The organism is Nitrospirillum amazonense (assembly GCF_029594735.1).
Lineage (GTDB): Bacteria > Pseudomonadota > Alphaproteobacteria > Azospirillales > Azospirillaceae > Nitrospirillum > Nitrospirillum amazonense.
Genome location: NZ_JARPAF010000001.1, coordinates 742,585 through 766,715, shown reverse-complemented (window position 1 = coordinate 766,715; position 24,131 = coordinate 742,585). Strand labels below are relative to the sequence as shown.

Here is a 24,131-nt window from a genome sequence, read left to right as displayed (position 1 = left end):
CCTAACGCAAAAGTTAGCGTTTCCCCGGCCAGGATGCGGTTATTGAGCAGGGGTTTCATCGCTTGGACGTCCCGATCATGCCCTGCCGCCTTTCCCTCGCCGCCATCGCCTTCCTGTCCGCCGGCCTCGCCACCGTGGGGCCGGCCGGTGCCGCCGACGCGCCTTACCGCAAGGGCGCCAGCATCGCCGCACCCGATGGGCCGTGGGACTACGCCAGCGTGGACGCCGACGCCCGCCGGCTGTACGTGGCCCGTGGCGACGGCGTGCTGGCGCTGGACCTGGACAGTGGTCGGTTGACGCCCACCCTGGTGCCGGGCCAGCGGGTGCACGGCGTGTTGCCGCTGGGCGGCGGCATGGCGGTCAGCACCAACGGCGACAGCAACACCGCCACCCTGTTCAACACGGCCGACGGCGCCGTCCTGGCCAGCCTGCCCACCGGGACCAAGCCGGACGCCGTGGTCCGGGCCGGCAAGCTGGTCGCGGTGATGGACGGCAAGCAGGGCGACATCACCCTGATCGATCCGGCCGCCCGCACCGTCGTCGGCCACATCGCCGTGGGTGGTGCGCTGGAATTCGCCGCGGTAGACGCGCAGGGCCATCTCTACGTCAACGTGGAGGACAGGAACGAACTGGTGGTGGTCGACCTGCCCGGCCATGCCGTGCTGGCGCGACGGCCGCTGGCGGATTGCGACGGTCCCACCGGGCTTGCCTTGGACCCGGCCACGGGCATCCTGGTCACCGCCTGTTCCAGCGGCCGGGCCGTGGCCATGAATGCTGCCGACGGCCATGTCCTGGCCAGCCTGTCCATAGGCCAGGGGGCCGACGCGGTCATCCTGGATGCCAGGAACCACCGTTTCCTGATTCCTTGCGGCCATGACGGCGTGCTGACGGTGTTGAGCCAGGATGCCCGGGGCGTGCCCGCCGTCACCGCCATGGTGCCGACGGAGAAAGGCGCTCGCACTGGCGCCTTGGACCCTGTGACCGGCCGTGTCTATCTGCCGACGGCAACCTTCGAGGCTGCCAAGGCCGGGGGGCGTCCGTCCATGGTGCCGGGCAGCTTCCATGTGATGGTGCTGGAACCGGCCCAATGAAGGCGTCGCCATTCATGACAAATGCGTGAGTGTCGAAGACTAACTGAAAAGTCAATGGAGGGTAGACCCGTCTTCTGGCGTCGTGCATCCATGATTTCGCGACCTCTTCCTCCAGAACCTGCCGCATGATCCCACGCATATGGAAATCAAGGGGCTTGGGCGGCCTTCTGGCCCTGTCCAGCTTGGCCGGCTGCGCCAGCTACAGCCCGGCCCCCCTGGCTGATGCGCCCGACCTGGCGCAGGGCCTGGCGGGCATCACCGTAGACCCGGCGGCCATGCCCCTGCCGGCCCTGCGCCGCCACGCCGTCGATCCGGCCCGTCCGCTGGACGTCGATGCGGTGGCCATGGTGGCCGTGGCCCGCAATCCCGAGCTGAAGGCCGCCCGCGCCCAGCATGGCGTGGCGGTGGCGGAGGCGTTCACGGCGGGGCTGCTGCCCAACCCGCAGCTGTCGGTCGACTACGGCTTCCTCACCTCGGGCCCCGCGGTGATGGACGCCTTCACCCTCGGCCTGATGCAGGACGTCATGCCTTTCCTCACCCGATCCTCCCGCAAGGACGCCGCGGCGGCCACCCTGCGGGGGGCGGAGCTGGACCTGCTGTGGCAGGAATGGCAGGTGGTGTCCCAGGCGCGGCTGCTGGTGGTGCGGGCCCATGCCTTCGAGCGCCAGCGCGCCGTGCTGGAGGCCAATCGCGCCCTGTTCGCCGACCGCTATCGCCGCACCAGCACCGCCATGGGCCGGGGGGACGAAACCCTGCCCAACGTCGTCAGCGACCTGGCGGCGCTGAACGGCGTGGAAACCCAGCTGCATGACCTGGAGCAGCAGGCCTTGCGCAACCGCATGGACCTAAACGCCCTGCTGGGCCTGACGCCCGCTGCCACCCTGGCCCTTGCGCCCCTGACGGCCGGCGACCTGCCCCTGCCGCCGGCCGACCGCATCCGGGCCGATCTGCCCCAATTGGCCGGCCGCCGGCCCGACCTGCTGGCGCTGAGGGCCGGCTACCGGGCGCAGGAGCAGGCGGTGTGGCAGGCGGTGCTGGGCCAGTTCCCGGCCCTTAGCATCGGCAGCAACCGCGCCCGCGACACCTCCAACGTCAAGACGCAGAGTCTGGCGCTGTCCATCAGCCTGCCGCTGTTCGATGGCAACCAGGGCGCCATCGCCGTGCAGCGCGCGACACGGGAGCAGCTGCGCCAGGACTATCAGGCGCGCCTGGACGCCGCGGTGGCCGGCGTCGGCCAGGGCCTGCTGGCCCTGGACCAGCTGGAGGCCCAGGCGCGGGCGACGGCCGACAGCATCGCCACCCTGGAACGGGCGGCGGCCGACGCCGACGCCGCTTTCCGCGCCGGCAGCCTCGATGAGCGCACCTTCGCCGACCTGCAGGGTGCCCTGCTGTCCCGCCGGCTGGAGGCGTTGAAGCTGGACCAGACGGTGCAGGAACAGCGCGTCGACCTCATGACCCTGATCGGTGGCGATGTGCCGGAAAACCTGGGCACGGCCCCAGACGCGATCGAGAAAGCGACCCCATGACCAAGTCCGCCCTGCGCGCCACGCTGCTGGCCGCGACCCTGCTGGCCGGTGGCGCCCATGCCGCCGAGGAGCCGGCGCCCGTCGCCACCGTGCGCGCCGCGCCCCTGGCCCGCCAGGCGGTCAGCGTCACCGTCGGCGGTTACGGCACCCTGACGCCGGACAGCGACGCCCTGGTCAACGTGAGTTTCCAGCGGGCGGGGCAGGTGGCCCGCGTGCTGGTGCGGCCTGGCCAGCCGGTGGCCAAAGGTGCCCCCCTGGTGGATCTGGCGACAGACCCCACGGCCGCCGCCGGCTATGCCAAGGCGCGCTCGGCCCTGACCTTCGCCACGGGGGAGCTGGAGCGGGCGCGCGCCCTGCGCGACCAGCACCTGGCGACCAATTCCCAGGTGGCGGCGGCGGAGCAGGCCGAACGGGACGCGCGCAGCGCCCTGGAGGCGGAGCAGCACCTGGGCACCGATCACACCACCGAAACCCTGGCCGCCCCCTTCGATGGCTATGTCGACAGCATCCCCGTGGCCTTGGGTGATCGCATCCAGCCGGGCGCGCCCGTGGTGCGGCTGGGCCGGGGCGCGGGCGTGCGCGTGGTGGCGGGCGTGGACCCGGCCGAGGTCGCCACGGTGAAGGTGGGCCAACCTGTGACGGTGACGCCGCTGGTGGGGGCCGGCACTGCCCTTACCGGCACGGTGGCCGGCATCGCCGGCATGCTGAACCCCGCCACCCGCTGGGTGGACGTGACCGTCATCCTGCAGGCGGGTGGCGGTGCGCTGCCCGGCACCCCGGCCCGCATCGCCATCATCACCGACCGGCACGACGGCTATGTCGTGCCCCGGCAGGCGGTGCTGACGGATGAGGACGGCGCCTACCTGTTCCAGCTAGCGGGGGCCAAGGCCCGGCGCGTGAGTGTCGAGACCGGCGTGGAGGGCCCCGCCGGCACGGAGGTCAGCGGCGACAAGCTGGACCCCAAGCTGCCGGTCATCATCCTGGGCAATTACGGTCTGGAGGACGGCGGGGCCGTCAAGGTCGAGGCCGCCCGATGACCAGTTTCACCGCGTGGGTGGCCGCCCATCGCCGCTCGCTCTTGTGCCTGCTGGCCCTGCCGGTACTGGCGGGCCTGATCATGGCGGCTCGTCTGCCCGTCACCCTGTTTCCCACCGTGACCTTCCCCCGGGTGCGGGTCTCGCTGGATGCCGGCGACCGGCCGGCGCCGCAGATGCTGCTGCTGGCCACAAGGCCGCTGGAACAGGCGGTGCACCGGGTGCCCGGGGTCACGGACGTGCGCTCCACCACCAGCCGGGGCAGTGCGGAACTGTCCATCACCTTCGCCTGGGGCACCGATATGACCACGGCGGAGCTGCAGGTGAACGCGGCGGTGGGGCAGGTGCTGCCTACCCTGCCGGCGGGCTCCACCGCCACCGTGCGCCGCATGGAACCTACCGTCTTCCCCATCATCGCCTACAGCCTGACCTCCGATACCCTGTCGCCCACGCGGCTGCGGGACTTGGCCCAGTACCAACTGCGCCCCCTGCTGGCCGGCATCGAGGGTGTTGCCGAGGTGGGTGTCACCGGCGGGGCGGAGCAGGAATTCCAGGTCATCGCCGATCCCGACCGCCTGCTGGCCCACGGCCTGGCCTTCGAGGACGTGGTCAAGGCGGTGGGCAACGCCAGCCTGGTGCAGGCCGTTGGCCGCATCGAAGATCATTACAAGCTGTTCCTGGTGGTATCGGACAACAGCCTGGGCGGCCTCGATGCCGTGCGCCACGTCGTGCTGTCCAGCGGTGCTGGCGGTGTCGTGACGGTGGGCGACGTGGCCCAGGTGGTGGACGGCACCGTGCCGCAATGGACGCGGGTGACGGCCGGTGGCCGCAATGCCGTGCTGCTGAACGTCTATCAGCAGCGCGACGGCAACAGCGTGCGCATCGCGGCGGCTGTGCGCGACCGCTTGGCGGCGGCCAGCCTGCCCAAGGGCGTCACGGTCAGCAACTGGTACGACCAGAGCCAGCTGGTGCTTGCCTCCGCGGCCAGTGTGCGCGACGCCGTGCTGATCGGCATCGTGCTGGCGGCCTTGGTGCTGTGGCTGTTCCTGCGCGACGTGCGCATCACCTTGATCGCCGCCCTGGTGGTACCGGCGGCGCTGGCGGCCACGGTGGCGCTGCTGAGCATCCTGCACCTCAGCTTCAACATCATGACCCTGGGGGGCATGGCGGCGGCGGTGGGCCTGATCATCGACGATGCCATCGTCATGGTGGAACACATCGTGCGCCGCCTGCGCGAAGGACATGGTGACGGCGGCGGCGGCGTGTTGGCCGCCGCGCGGGAATTCACGCGGCCCCTGGCCGGATCCAGCGCCGCCACCCTGGTCATCTTCGTTCCCCTGGCTTTCCTGAACGGCGTCACCGGCGCCTTTTTCCAGGCGCTGTCGCTGACCATGGCCTCCGGCCTGGCCTTTTCCTTCATCATCACCTGGCTGGCGGTGCCGCTGGCGGTGGAACGGCTGGTGGACATCCACAGGCCGCACGGCGCGGGCAGGGTGCAGGCCTGGGTGGACGACCGCTACGGACGGCTGTCGGCGCGCCTCCTGGCCCGGCCGTGGCTGGCGCTGGCCGGCCTGGTTCCCCTGATCGTCCTGGGTGGCCTGGCTTATCGCGCCGTGGGTTCCGGCTTCATGCCCGACATGGATGAGGGCGGCTTTGTCCTGGACTACCGCAGCGCCCCCGGCACGGCCATCACGGAGACGGCCCGCCTGCTGCACCAGGTTGATGCCATCCTGGCCGGCACCCCCGATGTCGCGACCTGGTCCTGGCGCATTGGCGCTGGTCTGGGTGGGGAGCTGAACGAGCCCAACCGGGGCGATTATTTCGTGCGCCTGAAACCGACCGGCCGCCGCGATATCGATGAGATCATCGCCGAGGTGCGGGCCCGCCTCGCCCACGAGGTGCCGGGCCTTGAGGTGGAGATCGCCCAGCAAATGGAGGATCTGATCGGCGACCTGACGGCCGTGCCGCAGCCCATCGAGGTCAAGATCTTCGGCGACGATCCCGCGACCGTACTGCCCACGGCCCGCGCCGTGGCGGCGGCCCTGGCCAAGGTGGACGGGGTGGTCGACATCAAGGACGGCGTCAACCCGGCAGGCGATGCCCTGGACATCCGCGTGGACGCCGCCCGGGCGGCGGTGGAGGGCATGGACGTGGCCGGCGTCACCGCGGCGGTGGCTGATTACCTGCAGGGGGCCGTGGCGACGCAGCTGCCGCTGCAGACGGCGCTGGCCACCAAGCAGGTGGGGGTGCGCGTCTGGGTGCCGGCGGCGATGCGCACCACCGACACCGACGTGGCCAACCTGCGCCTGCGCGCGCCCGACGGCCATATGTTTCCCTTGAAGCGGGTGGCAGCGGTGGTGCCGGTGAGCGGGGAGCCGGAGATCGGGCAGGAGAACCTGCAGGGCATGGTGGCCGTCACCGCCCGCATAGAGGGGCGCGACATGGGCTCCGTCGCCGCTGACGTCACCGCCCTGCTGGACAGCCAGCACCTGGTGAAGGCGCCATTGCGCTATGAACTCGGCGGGCTTTATCAGCAGCAGCGCATCGCCTTCCACGGCCTGCTGACCGTATTCTCCGCCGCCGTGGCGGCCGTCTTCGTCCTGCTGCTGTTCCTGTACGAAAGCTTCATCACCGCCCTGGTCATCCTGGTCATGCCCTTGCTGGCGGCGGGGGCGGTGTTCGTGGGGCTGTGGCTGACACGGACGGAGCTGAACATCACCGCCATGATGGGCATGACTATGGTCATCGGCATCGTGACCGAGGTGGCGATCTTCTTCTTCTCGGAGTTTGAGAGCCTGCCGGCGGACATGCCGCTGGTGGAACGGCTGTCCCAGGCGGGGCGCAACCGCTTCCGCCCCATCGCCATGACGACACTGGCCGCCATGCTGACCCTGCTGCCGCTGGCCTTCGGCCTGGGCGAAGGGGCGGGCATGCAGCAGCCGCTGGCCATCGCCATCCTGTCCGGGCTGGCGGTGCAGCTGCCACTGGTGCTGCTGGTCATGCCCTGCCTGTACCGCCTGGCCATGCGCGGCGTCAGGACTTGATCAGGCCGGCCTCCAGGATGGCGCGGGCGTCATCGGCGTTGCCCACGCCCAGGGGGCGGAAATGGCGGCCGCGCCGGCGGTTGTAATCGATGAAGAAGGCCTCGATGTCCTCCAGCAACTGGCGGGACAGGACAGGCACGGGATCGTCTGCGATAGGCTCCCGCGCCCGGTCGGGCACGCCCAGCAGGCGATCGTTGCGCACCGTCTTGCCGTTCTGGTCCGTCTGCTCCGCCATGATCACGCCCAACAGGCGCGTCTGGACCAGCAAGCCGGTGGGCAGGGGCGTGTCCAGTATCAACAGCAGATCCAGGGGATCCCCGTCCTGTCCTTCCGTTCCTGGGATGAAGCCGAAATTATGGGGGAAGACCTGGCCCAGGGGCAGCAGGTAACTGAGCGTGAACAGGCCCAGCCCAGGCTCATACTTCAGCTTTCCGGGGCAGCCCTTGGGCGTTTCCAGAACCGTGTTGACCAGGCCGCTTTCCAGATCGAAGGCGGGCAGGCGGTCCATGGCCGGAACAGGGCGGGGCGCCTGGTCCATGATCCCTCGCTCAGCCAAGGAAAGTCCCGCCCTTGGGCACGGTTACAGTCATCACGCCGCGACGGAACTCGGTCCGCACCAGCCGCGGATCGGGGCGGAACGGCAGTGGCACCCGCCGCCGGGGCACCTCCGGTCCCCACAGGACCAGGGCCCGATCCTTCAGTGTCACGGCGAACGGGCCGGACAGCACGTCTTCCGGCAGTTCGGTGATGATGTACAACGCCTCCTCCGCCTCCACGATGTCGATGGCGGGCGCATCGGTGGCAGGCACGTCGATGGCGGTGGCCGGGGTGGGGGCGGCTGGGCTGCCCAGGGCCCGGGCAATGGTGGTGCCGTGGTCGATGGAATAGTGGGCCATGGCGGGCGCTCCGTCGAGGATGGCTGTTCATGGGTTCAAGAGCCGGGGCGGCCTTTCCGTTCCCGGAACGGCGCCGAAAACAATTCGCCGCAGGGGCTGACGGGGGATGGGGCTGCCGGGTGGCTTGTGCTATGCTGGCCCCGCCACTCCATCCAGCGGGCGACCCGGTACCGTCTCCCCTGAGCCCGTCTCAGGGGAGAGCAGTGCGGGCCCGCCGCTCGTTTCGTTCGTCTCGCCCACGGCATCGGGGCCTTGCCCGTGCCATCCGTGCCGGGGATCGCAACAGAGGGGAGGACGCCATGCCTGACGCCGTCAAAGCACCGTTTCCACCGAACGACCGGACCAACCAAGCCCTCTTCGGCACCATGCTGGCCGACAACGCCGCCTGGCTGGGTGACATCCAGCACGCCTATGGCCGCATGGCCCATGGGGGCATGGCCTTCTTTCAGGAAATGAGCCGTTTCTGGGAGCTGCGCATGCACGAGGACAGGGAGGCCTGCGCCGAATTGTTGGCCTGTCGCACGCCGCAGGAACTGCAGGAATGCGGCCAGCGCTTCGCCCTCAAGGCCAGCCAGGATTACGCCGAGGGCATCAGCCGCCTGCTGCAAGTCAGCATCGGCGCGTTGGAGGACGGGCCCATTGGCAAGGGCGACGGGGCAAAGGGGGATGACGTCGGGGGCGGTGCCGCCGCGGCGCCCAAACAAGTCGCCTGACAGCCCGCGCCCTCGCCTGTCACGCAACAGATGCCGGTCGCGCAACAGACCTGTGCGTCGACGCCGCGTTCAAAGCGCGCGCCGGGGCCATTATGTTCAGACGGTTAGCAATTTGGGCGGCCGCCCCACCGCCGGTAGACGCCGGCGGCGGCCGCCCCACCGCCGGGACAGGATCTTATGCGCCAGCACCATGACCTCTATTCCTATGAGCCGGCCAAGGGCCATGGGTTGCCGCACGACCCGTTGAACTCGATGGTAGGACCCCGCCCCATCGGCTGGATCTCCAGCAGGGGGCGGGACGGCAGCGTCAACCTGGCGCCCTACAGCTTCTTCAACCTGTTCAACTACCGCCCGCCCATCGTGGGCTTCTGCAGCACCAGCGCCAAGGACAGCCTGCGCAACGCCCAGGAAACGGGCGTCTTCGTCTGGAACCTCGCCACACGCGACCTGGCGGAACAGATGAACGCCACCAGCGCTCCCGTGCCGTACGGGACCAACGAATTCGAGGCCGCCGGCCTGACCCAGCTGCCGGCGGTGCACATCGACGTGCCGCGCGTGGCCGAAAGCCCTGTCCATTTCGAATGCCGGGTGACGGACATCCACCGCCTGCGCCGCCATGACGGCACGGCCGTGGATTCCTGGCTGGTGATGGGCGAGGCCGTCGCCATCCATATCGCCCGCAACCTGATCGTCGATGGCGTCTTCGACACCTTCGGCGCCGGTATCATCCTGCGCGGTGGCGGCCCCTCGGCCTATGCCGCCATCACGCCCAACACCCGTTTCGACATGGACAGGCCCCGTGGATGATGATTGGGCGCAGGCAAATGGCTGTTGAAAACTATTCAATTACGGCGCTGCGGGCCAGTGTGGTACCGCAGCGCACAGTCCTTTGACTAAGCGTCGATCCGCCTTGTCATCCCGAATGAAGCGGTGTCCTATTCCCACCGCTCGGGTCTTGTGCCGAAACATTGGGCTGGCAACACCATCACCGGCAGGTAAGGTGTGCCCTCTATCGCGCTGTCTGTTGAGGCCTCATGTCCACGTCCTCCGCCCTTCCACCGCTCGATGACGCCGCCAGCATCATGGATGGCCTGCGCCAGGCCATGCGCCGCTTGGCGGCCTCGGTCTCCGTGGTGACGCTGCGGGATACGAACGGGGCGGCGGGCGCCACGGTCAGCGCCCTGTGTTCCCTGAGCTTCGAGCCACCCTCGGTCCTGATCGCGCTGAACCAGTCCGGCAGCATGCACGACCGCATCCTGGCGGTGGACACCTACGCCATCAACATCCTCTATGCCGACCAGGAAGAGGTCTCAAAGACCTTCGGCGCCCCCAACCGGACGGCCGACTGCTTCAGGCCCGACGCGTGGGAAGACATCATGGGCGCCCCCTGCTTGATCGGCGCCCAATCCACCCTGATCTGTCGCCGCGCCGCCGAGCTGCCCCACGGCAGTCACCGCGTCATCGTGGGGGAGGTGCTGTGGACCCGCAGCCGGCCCGAGGTCAACCCGCTGCTCTACGCCGACGGCGGTTACCGCCGGCTGGGGTGAGGCGCGGCCGGATTAAGACCGGTAAAGCCGCAAAAGGAAATCCCCGGGGGACGGGCGCCCCCGGGGATTTTTGTTTTTAACTGCCAAAACTCGAGTTTGGACGGCCCTAGGGAAGGGAGGCCCCTGGGACCGTAGGGGGGACTGAACTGGATCTCAGAACTTGGCGCGGGCGCCGAAGATCACCTGCACGCCGGGGTAATAGATGCTGTAGGGCGAGTTGGAGTGGCCGAACAGCGTCACCAGCGGCTCGTTGGTGACGTTCAGGGCATCCACGGTCAAGCGCAGGCTGTCGTTGAAGAAGGGCAGTTGATAACCCATGGACAGGTCCAACTGGCCATGCGCCTCGGCGATCAACGCCTCGTTGATGTTGTTCTGTGGGGCGTTGGCGGCCGTAGACTGGTCGTTCCAGACGTAGTTCACGCTGAGCGACACGCCGTGGCCTTCATAATAGGCCTGCAGATTGTAGCTGTAGGGGGCGATGCCGGTGGCGAACAGCCCGCTGTCCGAGCTCTGCTCGATATGCGTGCCGTTGGCCGAGAAGCCCAGACCCTCGACGATGAAGTCCAGCGGCTGCACCCAGGTCAGCTCGATGCCCTGCAGCAGCAGCTTGCTGAGGTTGACCGGCTGGGTCAGCGTGACGGTCGCCACGTTCGGGCCGCCGCGCAACAGCAGGGCCTGCTGCTGGCTGGTTTGCAGGTCGCTGAAATTGATGCCCAGGGCGGTGAAGGGCACAGTCTTCTGCGTGGTGACGGTGAAGCCGTCGATGTCCTTGCGGAACAGGGCGGCGCCGATATAGCCCAGGCCGCCCGTGTACCACTCGCCACCGATGTCGATGTTGTTGGAGGTGTAGGGCTTCAGGTTCGGGTTGCCGGCGCTGGCCACCTGCGCCGAGATGTCGGAGAAGGTGGTGCCGGGCAGCAGTTGGCTGGCGTCGGCGCGGGTGATGCTGCGCGAGGCCGAAGCGCGCAGCTTGATGTCATCCGTCAGGCTGTAGACCACGTTGGCCGAGGGCAGCACGTCACTGTACCCGGTGCTCAGCGTCTGGTCGACCAGGGCGCCGGACGCGGTCACCAGCGGGCTGGTCACGGTCTGGTCGGTGTGGAAGTAACGCAGGCCCATGTTGATGGCCACGTCATGGCCCAGCAGGGTATCCTTGGCGTTACCCTCGGCATAGCCGCCGAAGGTCTTTTCCGAGATGTTGCCGACGGAACCGCCGGTCACGGCGCTGCGCGTCTGCGGCGCCGTTTCCTTATAGTATTCGTAGTTGGTGGCCTTCTCCAGCGCCGACAGGTTGGTCATGATCCACTGGGTGTAGCCGACGTTGCCACCGGCCAGGTGACCGAAGTCGCTGATGTTCATGGGCTGCAGGTACTGGCCGATCTGGGAATTGGGCACCGAACCCGACAGCCCGTCGCAGGTGGCGCCGCAGACGGAGGTCTGGAAGGCCGTGCTGTTGTCGTAGGCGCGGATGATGCGGCTGGCCATGTCATAGGCGCCGCCCACCTTCAGGTTGACGTTGTCGTCGCCGTACTGGGTGTCGATGTGGGCGCCACGGGTCGTGGTCTCGCGGTACACGTTCTGCACGTTCACGCGGTACCACTTCCAACCCAGGTTCGGGTCGTTCAGGTTGCGGTTGGGCACGATGATGGGTTCGCCGTTGGCGCCATTGGCCTGATAGCTGACCACCAGGCCGGACTGCGCCGGCGTCTGCACGTCGAACTGCGGCTGTTCACGGAAGAAGGTGCTGTGGCCGTAGTTAACCTGGGCATCGACCTTGAAGTCCTTGGACGGCTTCCAGGTCAGGGTGGGGTTGATGTTGTAGAACTCGGTATGCTGGTTGAAGATGTCGTTTTCCAGGAAGAAGCTGGAATTGGCGAAGGTGCCCTGGGTCACGACGTTGTTGCTGTCGACGGTCAGGTTGAAGGGGACCATGCCGCCGGTGGACGTGGGGCTGGTGCCGGGGCCGGAGTTGCGGACGTACCAGTTCATGTTCAGGCGCTGATAGTCGCGGTCGGACTGGGCCCACAGGCCGTCGATGGCGAAGTGCCACTCGTCGCTGGGGCGGTATTCCAGGGACAGCAGGCTGGACACGCGCGAACGGTCGCCGAAGGTGTAGCTGTTGCGGCCCAGGCGCGGGATCTGCGCGCTGCCCAGCTGCGGCAGGGTCAGGCCCGACGTCTGCGCCAGGTTCACCGGCTGGCCAGCGGTGAGGCCCGCCACGTTGCGGGGGGCTGTGCTGGCATAGACGAAACCGTTGCCGGTGCCGACGTCGCCGCTGCCGGCGGGCAGGTTGCCGTCGGTCCAGCCGATGGTCTCGAAGCCGTCGATGCGGGTCGTGGTCTTCACGCCGGACACGCCGACCAGGATGCCGAAGGGGCCCCAGGTATGGCTGGCCACCATGGCGCCGCGCGGGCTGACCTCGCCGTCGGCGTTGGTGTACTGGCCCTGGCCGATCAGGGTGACGTGGGTGCCCTCGTTATCGAAGGGGCGGGCGCTGTGCAGGTTCACCGTGCCGGCAATGCCGCCTTCCAGGGTGGAGGAGACCGGCGTCTTCTCCACGTCCAGGCGGGTGAACAGCTCGGACGGGAACAGATCCAAGTCGACTTCGCGGTTGGCGTTGCCGCCGTTGGTGCCGCCGTCCGACGCCACCGCGATCTGGGTGTTGTTCAGCAGCACCTTGGAGAAGCTGGGGCCCAAGCCGCGGATGGAGACCTGCACGCCTTCGCCGTCGATGTCGCGGTTCAGGTTCACGCCGGGGATGCGGTTCAGGGTCTCGGCCAGGTTGGTGGCCGGCAGCTTGCCGATATCCTCGGCGAAGATGCTGTCGCCAAAGGCGACGGAATTGCGCTTCTGCTCGGTGGCGTCCAACAGGCTGCGCCGGATGCCGGTGACGGTGATTTCCTCCAGCGCGGCATCATCGCCCGCCGAGGCCGTCTGGGCGTAGGCCTGCATCGACATCATGCCCAGCAGCGCGGAGCCGGCCAGGGCGGTGGTCGTCAGTAATGCTTTCCAGTTCTTTGAATATGCCATTTCTTTTCCTCCCTGATCGCCCGCGGCTCCCTCTCCGGATTGGGCGGTCTGTTGTTAAGGTTCTGGTTTTGCGCGGCAATCCCGCGCGGATACGGGTCAGCGGTAGCGGTAGAACGTCACCCGCTGGATCTGAAACTGATCGGGGGGCAGGCGGATATGCCGACCCTGGTGGGTCTGGTCGCCGTTCAGATAGCGTCCCGGCACCCAGCGGCCCTGCGCGTCGAACGTGCCCTCGACGGCCTTGTCGATGCCGGCCAGCGCCGGGCCATCGCCCTTGGGGCCCGGTTCACCGGCGACCGTGACGATCAGGCCGCGGCCGGCGATCAGGTATTCCTCCGGCCCCGTCTGGATGATTAGGCCGCCGTGGCTGGCGGTGTCCTGCTCCGCCTTGGGCGTCCAGCTGTCGATGAAGCCGACGGTGAAGCGGTAGTCGCCCAGGGTGCGCGTGACCGGGGCGTCCAGCACCGTGCCATCCTCGAGCACCCGGGGCTTGAAGCCCGCCATGCGACCCAGCCCCTGCGCCTTAAGGATGGCGGGGGTCAGCTGGCGTAGCAGGCCGTAGGCGTCGGTGATGGCCGCCTGGCTCTTGGTGTCCGCGTTCTCGATGGAGAAGGGGCTGAAGCCGAAGGCGTCCAGATTGCCGATTGCGTAGAAGGCGTTGGCCGGCACCTCGGGCGCCGTCACGTTGTTGGCCTCGGGAATGAACAGCGGATTGTCGGCGCGTTTGTACCGCCCGGCCAGGTCACTGAAATTGTGGAAGTAGATGTCTGGTCCGATCAGGTCCAGGCTGGGCGCGCCGGTCTTCCACACGTCGATCAGATGGGGCAGGGGCCCGCCGCTGGGATATTCGCCCGGCGTCTTGCCGGCCCGGTTCAATGCCACGTTGACGTACATGGGGAGGGGGTAGGCAGCCTTGCCCGCACGGGTGACGGCGTCGGCGTACTGGGCGTAATGCCAGGCGGTGAACACCTCCTGCCCCACGTCGGCGTCGCCGAACACCTGGCCCCATGTGCCAGCGGTCTTGGCGCCGTGGGCCTGCCACAGGGCGCGCAGCTCCGGTTCCACCGTTTTGCCCTCGCGCACGGTGCGCAGCAGCGCCTCCGGCACCGGCTGCGCCCAGGCGGCCTGGGCGGCATCGCCCCATTCGCGCGCCACCGGCAGCATGCCGATCTCATTTTCCACCTGCACCATCAGCACGGTGCCTTTGGCATCAACGGCCTTCAGATGCGCCATCAGGGCCGCGAAGGCCTTGGCGTCGGCGTCGCGGAGCGCCGGGGAGAAGGCGGAAAGGATTTCCACGCTGGCACCATTGGCGGCGCGGGCGCGCGGGAAGCGCGCCTGGTCACGCTTCACCCAACCGGGGACGTAGGTGGACATGCTGTTCTTCCAGGCGCCAAACCACAGCAGCACCAGATGCATGTCCTGGGCGCGGGCGTCGGCCAGCAGCCCGTCAACCGTGGAAAAGTCGAACGTCCCTTCCTTGTCCTCGATCAGTTCCCAATAAACCGGCGACAGAACCGTGTTCAGGTTCATGGCCTTCAGTTTGGGCCAGTACTTGGCCATGTAGGACCGGCTGGAGGCGCTGGAATTGCCCAATTCACCGCCCAGCACCAACAGCGGCCTGCCGTCCACCATGAGGCGGGTGGCGGTGCCTTGGTGGTCCAGGATGGGGACGGCGGCCAGGGCGGCCGTGGGGGAGGACGTCCCGGTGGACAGCGCGACCAGGCTGGCGGCCAGCATCAAGCGCCAGGTGTTTGTTTGCCGGCCGGTGGCCGAATGCAGGCGTCCCATTCCGCTCCCCTCCCTCAACCAGCGCGTTCGAGGCGCTTTTAAATGGTAGCGTTACCATTTCCAGGAAACAGCAATATTGTCAATATATTTTTTAAACAATATTGGTATAATTCCGGTAATTATTTTAAAATGCAGGCAAATACAATGCCACCTTCCAAAGAAAGGTGATCGTTTCCAGAGAAATTACTTAAAGATTTCTTTTTTTCTCAGGATGCGGCGCCTCCGCTGTCCGGTATGGCGGGGCGCAGCTGGGGGCTCAGTGTCTGGAGGGCCAGCAGCGCCAGGGGATAGGCCAACGCCGCCGTCAGGAAGATGGGGCCATAGCCGCCTGTGGTCTGCAAAATCCATCCCGTGAACTTGGACATCACCATGCCGCCCACGGCCCCCGCCGTGCCGCCCAGGCCCACTACGGTGGCGACGGCGGAGGGAGGGAACAGGTCCGACGGCAGGGTCATGAGGTTGGCGGAAAAACCCTGATGACCGGCGGTCGCCAAGCCGATGATCAGGACCGCCGCCACCAGCCCGCCGACCCAGGGCGCCGCCAGCACGGGGACGACGCAGACGGCACACGCCAGCATGGCGACCTTGCGCGACCGGTTGGCGCCCAGACCCCGTCGCATCAGGCGTGACGACAGCCAACCACCGGCCACGCTGCCGACGTCGGACATGAGGTAGATCGCCACCAGGGGCGGGCCGAAGCTGGACAGGTCCAAGCCGAAGCGGCGGCCCAGGAAATCCGGCAGCCAGAACAGGAACACCCACCAGATGGGATCGGTGAGGAACTTGGCCAGCACATAGGCCCAGGTCTGCCGCTGGCGCAACACCCAGCGCAGGCGCGGCCCCTGGATGGCAATGATGGGGGAAATGGCGTCAGAGCGGATGTGGGCCAACTCCGCCCCAGTCAGATTCCGGTCCTCTTCCGGCCGGCGGTAGAAGAGAAGCCAGGCGGCCAGCCATCCGAAGCTGATGACACCGGTTACCACGAAAGCGGTGCGCCAATCGGCCACGGCGACGATGACGGGCACCACCAAGGGGGTGACGACCGCGCCGACGTTGGAACCGGCGTTGAAGATGCCCACGGCCAGGGCGCGCTCGCGACGGGGGAACCATTCCGCCACGCTTTTCAGGCCTGCGGGGAAATTGCCGGCCTCGCCCGCGCCCAAGGCCACGCGCGCCAGGGTGAACTGGACCAGCCCGCCGGCCAGGCCGTGGGCCATGTGGGCCAGGTTCCAGATGACGAAGGTCAGGGCGTAGCCCCAGCGAGCACCCACCCGGTCGATGACACGGCCGAACACCAGGTAGGCGACCGCGTACGAGGCTTGGAACCAGAAGATGATGTCGGCGTAGTCGGTATCGGACCAGCGGAATTCCTGCGACAGCAGCGGCTTCAGCAAGCCCAGCATCTGGCGGTCGACGTAGTTGATGACGGTGGCGGCGAACAGCAGGGCCACGACGATCCAGCGCCGCCGGCCTAGCCTGGCCGGCGGTGGGATCGGTGCACCTGTGGCTTCCGCAGGCCACGCCATGAACGTCTCTCTCCCATTCGTCACCGGCGGCTTTGACGCCCGCGCGGCGCTGTTCTTATGCAAGGGCGCGTTCAAGGCCGCGCCCGGCCCCAAGCCAGCTCACCAGTTCCAGAGCGTGCCGTCCGTCAAGCGGGCCACCGGGAGGTAGGCGGGCTGGTAGGGGTACTTGGCGGCTTCCGCCTCATCGATATCGACGCCGTGGCCGGGCGCTTCGCCTGGGTGCATGTAGCCCTGATCGAAGCTGTAGGCGTGGGGGAAGACGCTCTCGGTCACGGCCTCGTGCACCATGCGTTCCTGAATGCCGAAGTTGGGCACCCACAGGTCGAAGTGCAGGGCGGCGCCCATGCACACCGGCGACAGGTCGGTGGCCCCATGGCTACCGGTGCGGATCTGGTACAACTCCGCCAGGTTGGCGATGCGGCGCAGGTGGGTGATGCCGCCCGCGTGCACCACCGTGGTGCGGATGTAGTCGATCAACTGGTTCTGGATCAGGTCCTTACAATCCCAGATGGTGTTGAACACCTCACCCACCGCCAGGGGCGTCGTGGTGTGCTGCCGGATCAGGCGGAAGGACTCCTGGTTTTCCGCCGGGGTGGGGTCTTCCATCCAGAACAGGCGGTAGGGTTCCAGGCTTTTGCCCAAGCGTGCCGCCTCGATGGGGGTCAGGCGGTGGTGCACGTCGTGCAGCAGATGCAGGTCCCAGCCGAAACGGTCGCGGGCGGCGGCGAACAGGGTGTGGGCGAAATCCAGGTAGGCTTCCGTGGACCAGGCCGATTCCGCTGGCAGGCCGCGTGTCGCCGGCTCGTAATTGATGCCTTTGGCCACGCCGTACACACCCTTCAGGCCGGGCACGCCCGCCTGGATGCGGATGGCCTTGTAGCCCTGATCGACATAGTGCTGCACCTGGTCCATGGCGTCGTCGACGGTTTGGCCGTTGGCATGGGCGTAGACCATGACGCCATTGCGGCTCTTGCCACCCAGCAACTGGTACAGCGGCAGGCCGGCCACCTTGGCCTTGATGTCCCATAGGGCGGTGTCCACCGCGGCGATGGCCGACATGGTGACGGGACCGCGGCGCCAATAGGCGCCCTTGTACAGGTACTGCCAAATATCCTCGATATCGTGGGGATCACGGCCGATCAGGCAGGGAATGACATGGTCGGTCAGGTAGGACGCGACCGCCAGTTCACGCCCGTTCAGGGTGGCGTCGCCGATGCCATAGACACCTTCATCCGTGCGGATCTTCAGGGTGACGAAGTTCCGCGCCGGGCAGGTGACGATGACGTAGGCGTCCGTGATCTTCATACTTTCAGCTCCGAAGGCGGGTCCAGGTGGGCGCGGGCCGGCCATGAAAAGGGCGGCGGGTCCGGCAATGGTCTTCGATAAAGCCCCCGGGGTGGCCACGGGGCTGTGTTCTCTCCCAGTGCGAAACGGCTCATGCCGTTCGTCAGTTACCATTCATGTATACTACCATACCAGTTGGGTCAACAGGACAGTATGGGGTGCGTCTGAAGGGGGCAGCCGCTGCTGCGTGAAATTGCGCTGCTCCCATTCTCCGACCGACATCGCGGCCTTGTTTGTCGCCTAGTATGGTAGTATGTATGAATTGTAAGAGCAACGGCGTTCGACAAAAATGCGTTTCCTTCGGGCGATGTCCTCTGGAAGACGCCGGCCGAATGTCGCAGGGTGGAAACGGGGATGGGCGGTGTGCCGCGAGGGTACTCCCGTGCCGGGACCGTTTCGGCCCCGGGCCCGTGCGACTCTAATGGGGTGCGTCTGGTGTTGGCGGAAAATGACCGTGTCGTCCTGAACCGTATCCAGGCGGACAGTGCGGAGCCCGTGGCCCGCCGCGTGTTCCGGGAACTGCGGGGCGCCATCGTCGCCATGAAGTTCCGCCCCGGCCAAGCCATCTCCGAACAGGATATCGCCGACCAGCTGGGCGTCAGCCGCCAGCCGGTGCGTGAGGCCTTCATCAAGTTGAGCGAGGCGGGGCTGTTGTCCATCCGTCCGCAGCGTGGTTCCTTCATCGTCAAGATTTCCGTACGCCAGGTGTTCGACGCCCGTTTCGTGCGCGAGGCGGTGGAACTGGCAGTGGTGCGCCGCGCGGTGGCGGAGATGAAGGCGCGCGATATCGACCTGCTGCGTGACAACCTGCGCGCCCAGGCCAACGCCGCAGAGGACCGCGACCATGCGGGCTTCCTGGACCTGGACGAGCGCTTCCACCGTGACATCGCGCTGCATGTGGGCTGCGAATATGCCTGGCGGGTGGTTGAAGAAACCAAGGCGCAGATGGACCGCGTGCGCTATCTCAGCATGCCGGAGGCGACGCCGTTTTCCCTGCTGATCACGCAGCACCATGCCATCGTCGATGCCATCGCCGACCGCGACGCGGACAGGGCTGAGGCGGCGATGCGCCAACACCTGCAGGAAATCCTGACCTCTCTTCCCCGGTTGGCCACCCGGTTCCCGGACCTGTTCGCCGACGACGCGCCCTTATAACGATTTGGCTGTTTGGTAGGACCGGTCCCGGCCGGCTTAAGGTTTTGTGGCCATGGTAACGGTACCATGGCGGCCCTGACGGGGCGGGTGTCCGGGGGCCGGAGGCCTTGAAAGAATAACGATAGGGAGAAGCCAGCGTGCGTATACGCCATGACTCCATCCATCATCGGATCAGCCATCGGATCGGCCGCCGCCTGATCCTGGCCGGCGTCGCCGCCGTGGCCATCAGTGCCGCCGCCTATGCGGCCGACAAGCCTGCGGTCTACAAGGACGCGGGCGCGCCGGTGGCCGCCCGGGTCGACGATCTGCTGGCGCGCATGACGCTGGATGAGAAGGTGGCCCAGCTGATCGCCGTGTGGGATCACAAGCCCGCCATCTTCGACGCGGGCATGAACTTCGATCCGGCCAAGGCCAGCGGCGTATACCCCAACGGCCTGGGCCAGTTCACGCGCCCCAATGACGAAAAGGGCTCCGGTTCCCTGCGGACCCAGCATTGGCGGGACACAAAGGGCACGGTCGCCATGGTGAACGCCGTCCAGCATTGGGCGGTGGAGAAGACGCGGCTGGGCATCCCCGTGCTGTTCCATGAGGAGGGCCTGCACGGTTACCCTGCCATCGGCCCCACCAGTTTCCCCCAGGCCATCGCCCAAGCCAGCAGCTGGGACCCGGACCTGATCCGCGAGGTCGACAGCGTCGTGGCCCGCGAGATCCGCGTGCGCGGCGTCAGCCTGGTGCTGTCGCCGGTGGTGGACGTGGCGCGCGACCCGCGCTGGGGACGCATCGAGGAGACCTTTGGCGAGGATCCCTACCTGGCGGGGGAGATGGGCGTGGCCGCCGTCCAGGGACTGCAGGGCGACAGCCTGCCCCTGGCCGACGGCAAGGTCTTCGCCACGCTGAAGCACCTGACCGGCCACGGCCAGCCCGAAAGCGGCACCAACGTCGGCCCGGCCTCGGTCGGGGAGCGCACGCTGCGGGAGATGTTCTTCCCCCCGTTCGAGCAGGTCATCCACCGCACCAACGTGCGCGCGGTCATGGCCTCCTATAATGAGATCGACGGCGTGCCCAGCCATGTGAACACGTGGCTGCTGCACGACATCCTTCGCGGGGAATGGGGCTATAAGGGTTCCATCATCAGCGACTATTCCGCCATCGACCAGCTGGTCAGCGTCCATCACGTGGTGCCGGATCTGCCGTCGGCCGCCATCCGCGCCATCACGGCCGGGGTGGATGCCGACCTGCCGGATGGCGAGTCCTATGCCAGCCTGGCCCAAGCCGTGCGGGCCGGAAGGATCAAGGAAGAGGTGATCGACCGCGCCGTTCGCCGCATCCTGGAACTGAAGTTCCAGGCCGGCCTGTTTGATCACCCCTATGCCGACGCGGACAAGGCCGAGGCCCTGACGGCGAACGGCGAGGCGCGGGCTGTGGCCCTGAAGGCGGCGCAAAAGTCGGTGGTGCTGCTGAAGAACGACGGCGTGCTGCCGCTGGACATGGCCAAGGTCAAGACCCTGGCCGTCATCGGCCCCAATGCCGCCAAGGCCCACCTGGGCGGCTACTCCGGTGAGCCCAAGCAGACCGTCAGCATCCTGGACGGCATCAAGGCCAAGGTGGGCGCCCAGGTGAAGGTGACCTATGCCGAGGGCGTGCGCATCACCAAGGATGACGATTGGTATGGCGACACCGTCGAACTGGCCGATCCGGCGGAAAACGCCCATCTGATCCAGCAGGCCGTTGCCGTGGCCAAGACCGCCGACCACATCGTGCTGGTCATCGGCGACAATGAACAGACCAGCCGGGAGGGCTGGGCCAACAACCATTTGGGCGATCGCGACAGCCTGGACCTGGTGGGCCAGCAGAACGATTTGGCCAAGGCCCTGTTCGCCTTGGGCAAGCCCGTGGTCGTGGTGCTGCAGAACGGCCGCCCGCTGTCGGTGGTGGACGTGGCCGCCAAGGCCAACGCCCTGATCGAGGGCTGGTACCTGGGGCAGGAGGGGGGCACCGCCATGGCCGACGTGCTGTTCGGGGACGTGAACCCGGGCGGCAAGCTGCCGGTGACCGTCCCGCGCTCCGTTGGGCAATTGCCCATGTTCTACAACAAGAAGCCCAGCGCGCGGCGCGGCTATCTGTTCGACACCACCGACCCGCTGTTCCCCTTCGGCTATGGGCTTAGCTACACGACCTTCGACGTGGGCTTCCCGCGTCTGTCCACGCCCACGATCGCCAGGGATGGCGCCGTCACGGTGTCGGTGGACGTGAAGAACACCGGCAAGCGGGCGGGGGATGAGGTGGTGCAGTTGTACCTGCACCAGCAGGTCGCCTCCGTTACCCGGCCGGTGAAGGAGTTGAAGGGCTTCCAGCGCGTCACGCTGGCCCCGGGCGAGAGCCGCACGGTCACCTTCACCGTCGACGGCCAGGCGCTGGCCCTATGGAACCAGGACATGAAGCGGGTGGTGGAGCCCGGCGCCTTCGACATCATGGTCGGCGACAATTCCGTCGACCTCAAGACCGCTGTCCTGACGGTCACGGAGTGAGAACCATGAAGCGTTTCATCCGATCCCTTCTGCTGGCTACCGCCACGGTCGCGCTGGCCCCCCAGGCCTGGGCCCTGGGCCAACCCCGGTATGTCGAGGCACAGGCCACGCCTGGCGGCTTCGCCATCGTGCAGGGCGGTGTCGCCGCCCGCCTGCATGTCGACGCCCAGGACTATGCCGGCGTGCAGCGCGCCGCGCGGGACCTGGCGGCCGACATCGGCAAGGTCACGGGCGTCACGCCCGCGATAAGCCAGGACACGGATCTAGGCGCCCTGCCCATCCTGGTGGGCACCCTGGGTCACAGCCCGACCATCGACAGGCTGGCGGCGGAGGGCAAGATCGACGCTGGCGTCCTCAAGGGCAAGTGGGAGGCCTTCCGCATCCAGGTTGTGGCCAACCCGGCACCCGGCATCGCCAGCGCCCTGGTCATCGCCGGCAGCGACAAGCGCGGCACCATCTACGGCCTGTACGACGTCTCGGAACAGATCGGCGTGTCGCCCTGGGCATGGTGGGCGGATGTGCCGGTGCGCCACCGCGACAGCCTTTATGTGAAGGCTGGCACCTATGGCGAGGATCCGGCACCGGTCAAGTATCGCGGCATCTTCCTGAATGACGAGGCGCCGGCCCTGACCGGCTGGGCCAGGGAGAAGTTCGGCGGCCTGAACCACCAGTTTTACGAACATGTCTTCGAGTTGATCCTGCGGCTGAAGGGCAACTACCTGTGGCCCGCCATGTGGGGCAACGCCTTCAACGAGGATGACCCGCTGAACCCCAAGATCGCCGACGAGTATGGCGTGGTCATGGGCAATTCCCATCACGAACCCATGCTGCGGTCCCAGCAGGAATGGAAGCGCCACGGCACCGGCCCCTGGGACTATGCCCAGAATGGCGAGGTGCTGCGCCAGTTCTGGTCGGACGGGGTACGCCGCAACAAGGACTTCGAGAGCATCGTCACCATCGGCATGCGCGGTGATGGCGACATGCCCATGACCGGCGACGCGGCGGCAGCCAACACGGCGCTGCTGGAAAAGATCGTGGCCGACCAGCGCCAAATCCTGGCCAAGGAGGTCAACCCCGACGTCACCCAGATCCCGCAAATCTGGGCGCTCTACAAGGAAGTGCAGGAGTATTACGAAAAGGGCATGCGCGTGCCCGACGACGTGACCCTGCTGTGGTGCGACGACAATTGGGGTGACGTCCGCCGCCTGCCCACGGCGGAGGAGCGCAAGCGTCCCGGCGGGGCCGGCATGTACTACCATTTCGACTATGTCGGTGATCCCCGGAACTACAAGTGGATCAATACCAACTCCATTCCTAAGGTCTGGGAACAGATGAACCTGACCTTGGAATATGGCGCGGACCGGGTGTGGATCGTGAACGTGGGCGACCTGAAGCCCATGGAATTGCCCATCGAGTTCTTCCTGGATTACGCCAGGGACCCCAAGCGCTGGCCCAAGGAGAAGCTGCCGGAGTTCACGGCCGCCTGGGCCGAACGCGAATTCGGGCCTGAGCACGCCGCCGAGATCGCGACCCTGGTCACCCGCTACGGCATGCTGATCAGCCGCCGCAAGCCCGAGTTGCTGGACGCCAACACCTTCAGCCTGACCGACTACCGCGAGGCGGAGCGGGTGGTGGCCGACTACCAGGACCTGGTGGCGAAGGCGGAAGCCATCTATCAGGCCCTGCCGGCCGACGCCCGAGACGCCTTCTTCCAGCTGGTGTTGCACCCGGCCAAGGCGGCGGCCCAGGTGACGGAGCTGTACGTCGCCGTCGGCCGCAACCGCCTGTATGCCGACCAGGGCCGCGCGTCCGCCAATGCGGAGGCCGCGAAGGCCAAGGCCTTGTTCCAGGCCGATGCCGACCTGACGAGGCAGTATCACGCGCTGAACGGCGGCAAGTGGGACCATATGATGGACCAGACTCACATCGGCTACACCTCTTGGCGGGAACCCCTTGTCGACATCATGCCGGAGGTGCGGGAACTGACCCTGCCGGCGGAGGCGAAGCTGGGCGTGGCGGTGGAGGGCAAGATCCAGGCTTGGCCCGCCCTGGATGGCCAGCCGATGAAGGACGCCGCCGTGCTGCCGGATCTGGATGTAGCCAATAAACCAAGCCGTTACATCGATGTCTTCAACCGGGGATCGAAGCCCTTCGCCTACACCGCCAAGGCCAGCGCGCCCTGGATCATCCTGAGCCAGGCCAAGGGCACGGTGACGCAGGAGACCCGCCTGCAGGTGGCGGTGGACTGGGCCAAGGCGCCGGCCGGGACCAGCCCAGGCAGCGTCACCATCACGGGGGCCGGGGGCAGCGTCACCGTCCACCTGCGCGCGCTGAACACGCCGGTGCCGCAGGATGGCCAGCCGGCCTTCATCGCCGCCGACGGCTATGTGTCGATGGAGGCGGAGCACTATACCGCCAAGGCCGATGCCGGCGGGGCCGCTTGGCAGAAGATTCCGGACTATGGCCGCACCCTGTCGGGCCTGGCGCCCTTCCCGGTGACCTCGGCCAGCTTCGCGGCCGGGCAGGGGCCGCGCCTGGACTACCGCGTGTACCTGCCGGCGGCAGGCCCGCTGACGGTGCAGGCCATCGTCGGCCCCACCCTGAACTTCGTGCCCGGGCGCGGCCTGCGCTATGCCGTCGCCATCGATGACGAGGCGCCGCAGGTGGTGGACATCCTGGCATTGAACGGGGTCGCCGACTGGTCCAAGTCGGTTGAGGATAACGCGCGCAAGCCCACCAGCCACCACACCGTGGCCAGTGCCGGCTATCACACCCTTCACATCTGGATGGTGGATCCGGCGGTGGTGCTGACCAAGCTGGTGGTCGATCTGGGCGGGGTGAAGCCCAGCTACCTGGGCCCGCCGGAAAGCGCCCGCCAGGCCGCGCGATAAGAAGTGGCCGCGCCA

16 protein-coding genes are annotated in these 24,131 nt (G+C 67.4%); 10 read left to right on the top strand and 6 right to left on the bottom strand.

Going from position 1 to position 24,131, the window contains the following annotated elements; translation table 11 throughout:
* The first annotated feature begins 77 nt into the window (after positions 1–77).
* The 4 genes from P5F91_RS03190 to P5F91_RS03175 all read left to right on the top strand — a co-directional run bounded on the left by P5F91_RS03190 (position 78) and on the right by P5F91_RS03175 (position 6,695).
* Positions 78–1,091: a YncE family protein gene (locus P5F91_RS03190; RefSeq protein ID WP_145612487.1), complete on the top strand. Its 1,014-nt coding sequence runs from the start codon at positions 78–80 to the stop codon at positions 1,089–1,091.
* A 155-nt stretch (positions 1,092–1,246) separates the two neighbouring features.
* Positions 1,247–2,617 (top strand): TolC family protein, encoded by a 1,371-nt coding sequence (locus P5F91_RS03185; RefSeq protein ID WP_277906476.1) that lies wholly within the window; start codon positions 1,247–1,249, stop codon positions 2,615–2,617.
* A complete protein-coding gene (locus P5F91_RS03180) occupies positions 2,614–3,654 on the top strand; it encodes an efflux RND transporter periplasmic adaptor subunit (protein ID WP_145612489.1) in 1,041 nt (346 codons plus the stop codon). The genes P5F91_RS03185 and P5F91_RS03180 overlap by 4 nt, the downstream gene beginning before the upstream one ends.
* Positions 3,651–6,695: an efflux RND transporter permease subunit gene (locus tag P5F91_RS03175; protein WP_277906475.1), complete on the top strand. Its 3,045-nt coding sequence runs from the start codon at positions 3,651–3,653 to the stop codon at positions 6,693–6,695. The genes P5F91_RS03180 and P5F91_RS03175 overlap by 4 nt, the downstream gene beginning before the upstream one ends.
* Here the strand turns inward: P5F91_RS03175 and P5F91_RS03170 are convergent.
* Together P5F91_RS03170 and P5F91_RS03165 are read right to left on the bottom strand one after the other, a co-directional pair.
* Complete coding sequence (locus tag P5F91_RS03170; protein WP_145612491.1) at positions 6,685–7,233, bottom strand: inorganic diphosphatase; 549 nt, start codon at positions 7,231–7,233, stop codon at positions 6,685–6,687. The genes P5F91_RS03175 and P5F91_RS03170 overlap by 11 nt on opposite strands.
* 10 nt (positions 7,234–7,243) lie before the next feature.
* Positions 7,244–7,591 carry an Hsp20/alpha crystallin family protein gene (locus P5F91_RS03165; protein ID WP_145612492.1) on the bottom strand — a complete coding sequence of 116 codons (348 nt, stop codon included), beginning with the start codon at positions 7,589–7,591 and terminating at the stop codon, positions 7,244–7,246.
* Positions 7,592–7,890: 299 nt separating this feature from the next.
* On the opposite strand from P5F91_RS03165, the gene P5F91_RS03160 reads away from it, so the two are divergent.
* The 3 genes from P5F91_RS03160 (at position 7,891) to P5F91_RS03150 (ending at position 9,851) form a co-directional block, all read left to right on the top strand.
* Positions 7,891–8,304 carry a hypothetical protein gene (locus P5F91_RS03160; RefSeq protein ID WP_145612493.1) on the top strand — a complete coding sequence of 138 codons (414 nt, stop codon included), beginning with the start codon at positions 7,891–7,893 and terminating at the stop codon, positions 8,302–8,304.
* 177 nt (positions 8,305–8,481) lie between these two features.
* Positions 8,482–9,111, top strand: a complete 630-nt coding sequence (locus tag P5F91_RS03155; protein WP_145612494.1) for a flavin reductase family protein — start codon at positions 8,482–8,484, stop codon at positions 9,109–9,111.
* 227 nt (positions 9,112–9,338) lie between these two features.
* Positions 9,339–9,851 carry a flavin reductase family protein gene (locus P5F91_RS03150; RefSeq protein ID WP_145612495.1) on the top strand — a complete coding sequence of 171 codons (513 nt, stop codon included), beginning with the start codon at positions 9,339–9,341 and terminating at the stop codon, positions 9,849–9,851.
* 153 nt (positions 9,852–10,004) lie between these two features.
* On the opposite strand, the gene P5F91_RS03145 is transcribed toward P5F91_RS03150, so the two are convergent.
* The 4 genes from P5F91_RS03145 to manD form a co-directional block, all read right to left on the bottom strand.
* Positions 10,005–12,881 carry a TonB-dependent receptor gene (locus P5F91_RS03145; protein WP_145612496.1) on the bottom strand — a complete coding sequence of 959 codons (2,877 nt, stop codon included), beginning with the start codon at positions 12,879–12,881 and terminating at the stop codon, positions 10,005–10,007.
* Positions 12,882–12,977: 96 nt separating this feature from the next.
* Positions 12,978–14,672, bottom strand: a complete 1,695-nt coding sequence (locus P5F91_RS03140) for a GH35 family beta-galactosidase (RefSeq protein ID WP_277906474.1) — start codon at positions 14,670–14,672, stop codon at positions 12,978–12,980.
* Between the two features lie 206 nt (positions 14,673–14,878).
* A complete protein-coding gene (locus tag P5F91_RS03135; RefSeq protein WP_277906473.1) occupies positions 14,879–16,198 on the bottom strand; it encodes an MFS transporter in 1,320 nt (439 codons plus the stop codon).
* A 99-nt stretch (positions 16,199–16,297) separates the two neighbouring features.
* A complete protein-coding gene (manD, locus tag P5F91_RS03130) occupies positions 16,298–17,503 on the bottom strand; it encodes a D-mannonate dehydratase ManD (protein ID WP_277906472.1) in 1,206 nt (401 codons plus the stop codon).
* 474 nt (positions 17,504–17,977) lie between these two features.
* On the opposite strand from manD, the gene P5F91_RS03125 reads away from it, so the two are divergent.
* From P5F91_RS03125 to P5F91_RS03115, 3 genes are all read left to right on the top strand, one after another.
* Positions 17,978–18,697, top strand: a complete 720-nt coding sequence (locus P5F91_RS03125; protein ID WP_244410944.1) for a GntR family transcriptional regulator — start codon at positions 17,978–17,980, stop codon at positions 18,695–18,697.
* 137 nt (positions 18,698–18,834) lie between these two features.
* Positions 18,835–21,225, top strand: a complete 2,391-nt coding sequence (locus tag P5F91_RS03120; protein WP_277906471.1) for a glycoside hydrolase family 3 N-terminal domain-containing protein — start codon at positions 18,835–18,837, stop codon at positions 21,223–21,225.
* A gap of 5 nt (positions 21,226–21,230) precedes the next feature.
* The gene (locus P5F91_RS03115) at positions 21,231–24,116 is read left to right on the top strand and encodes a glycosyl hydrolase 115 family protein (protein WP_277906470.1); all 2,886 of its coding nucleotides are present in this window, start codon (positions 21,231–21,233) and stop codon (positions 24,114–24,116) included.
* The last annotated feature ends 15 nt before the right edge of the window (positions 24,117–24,131 follow it).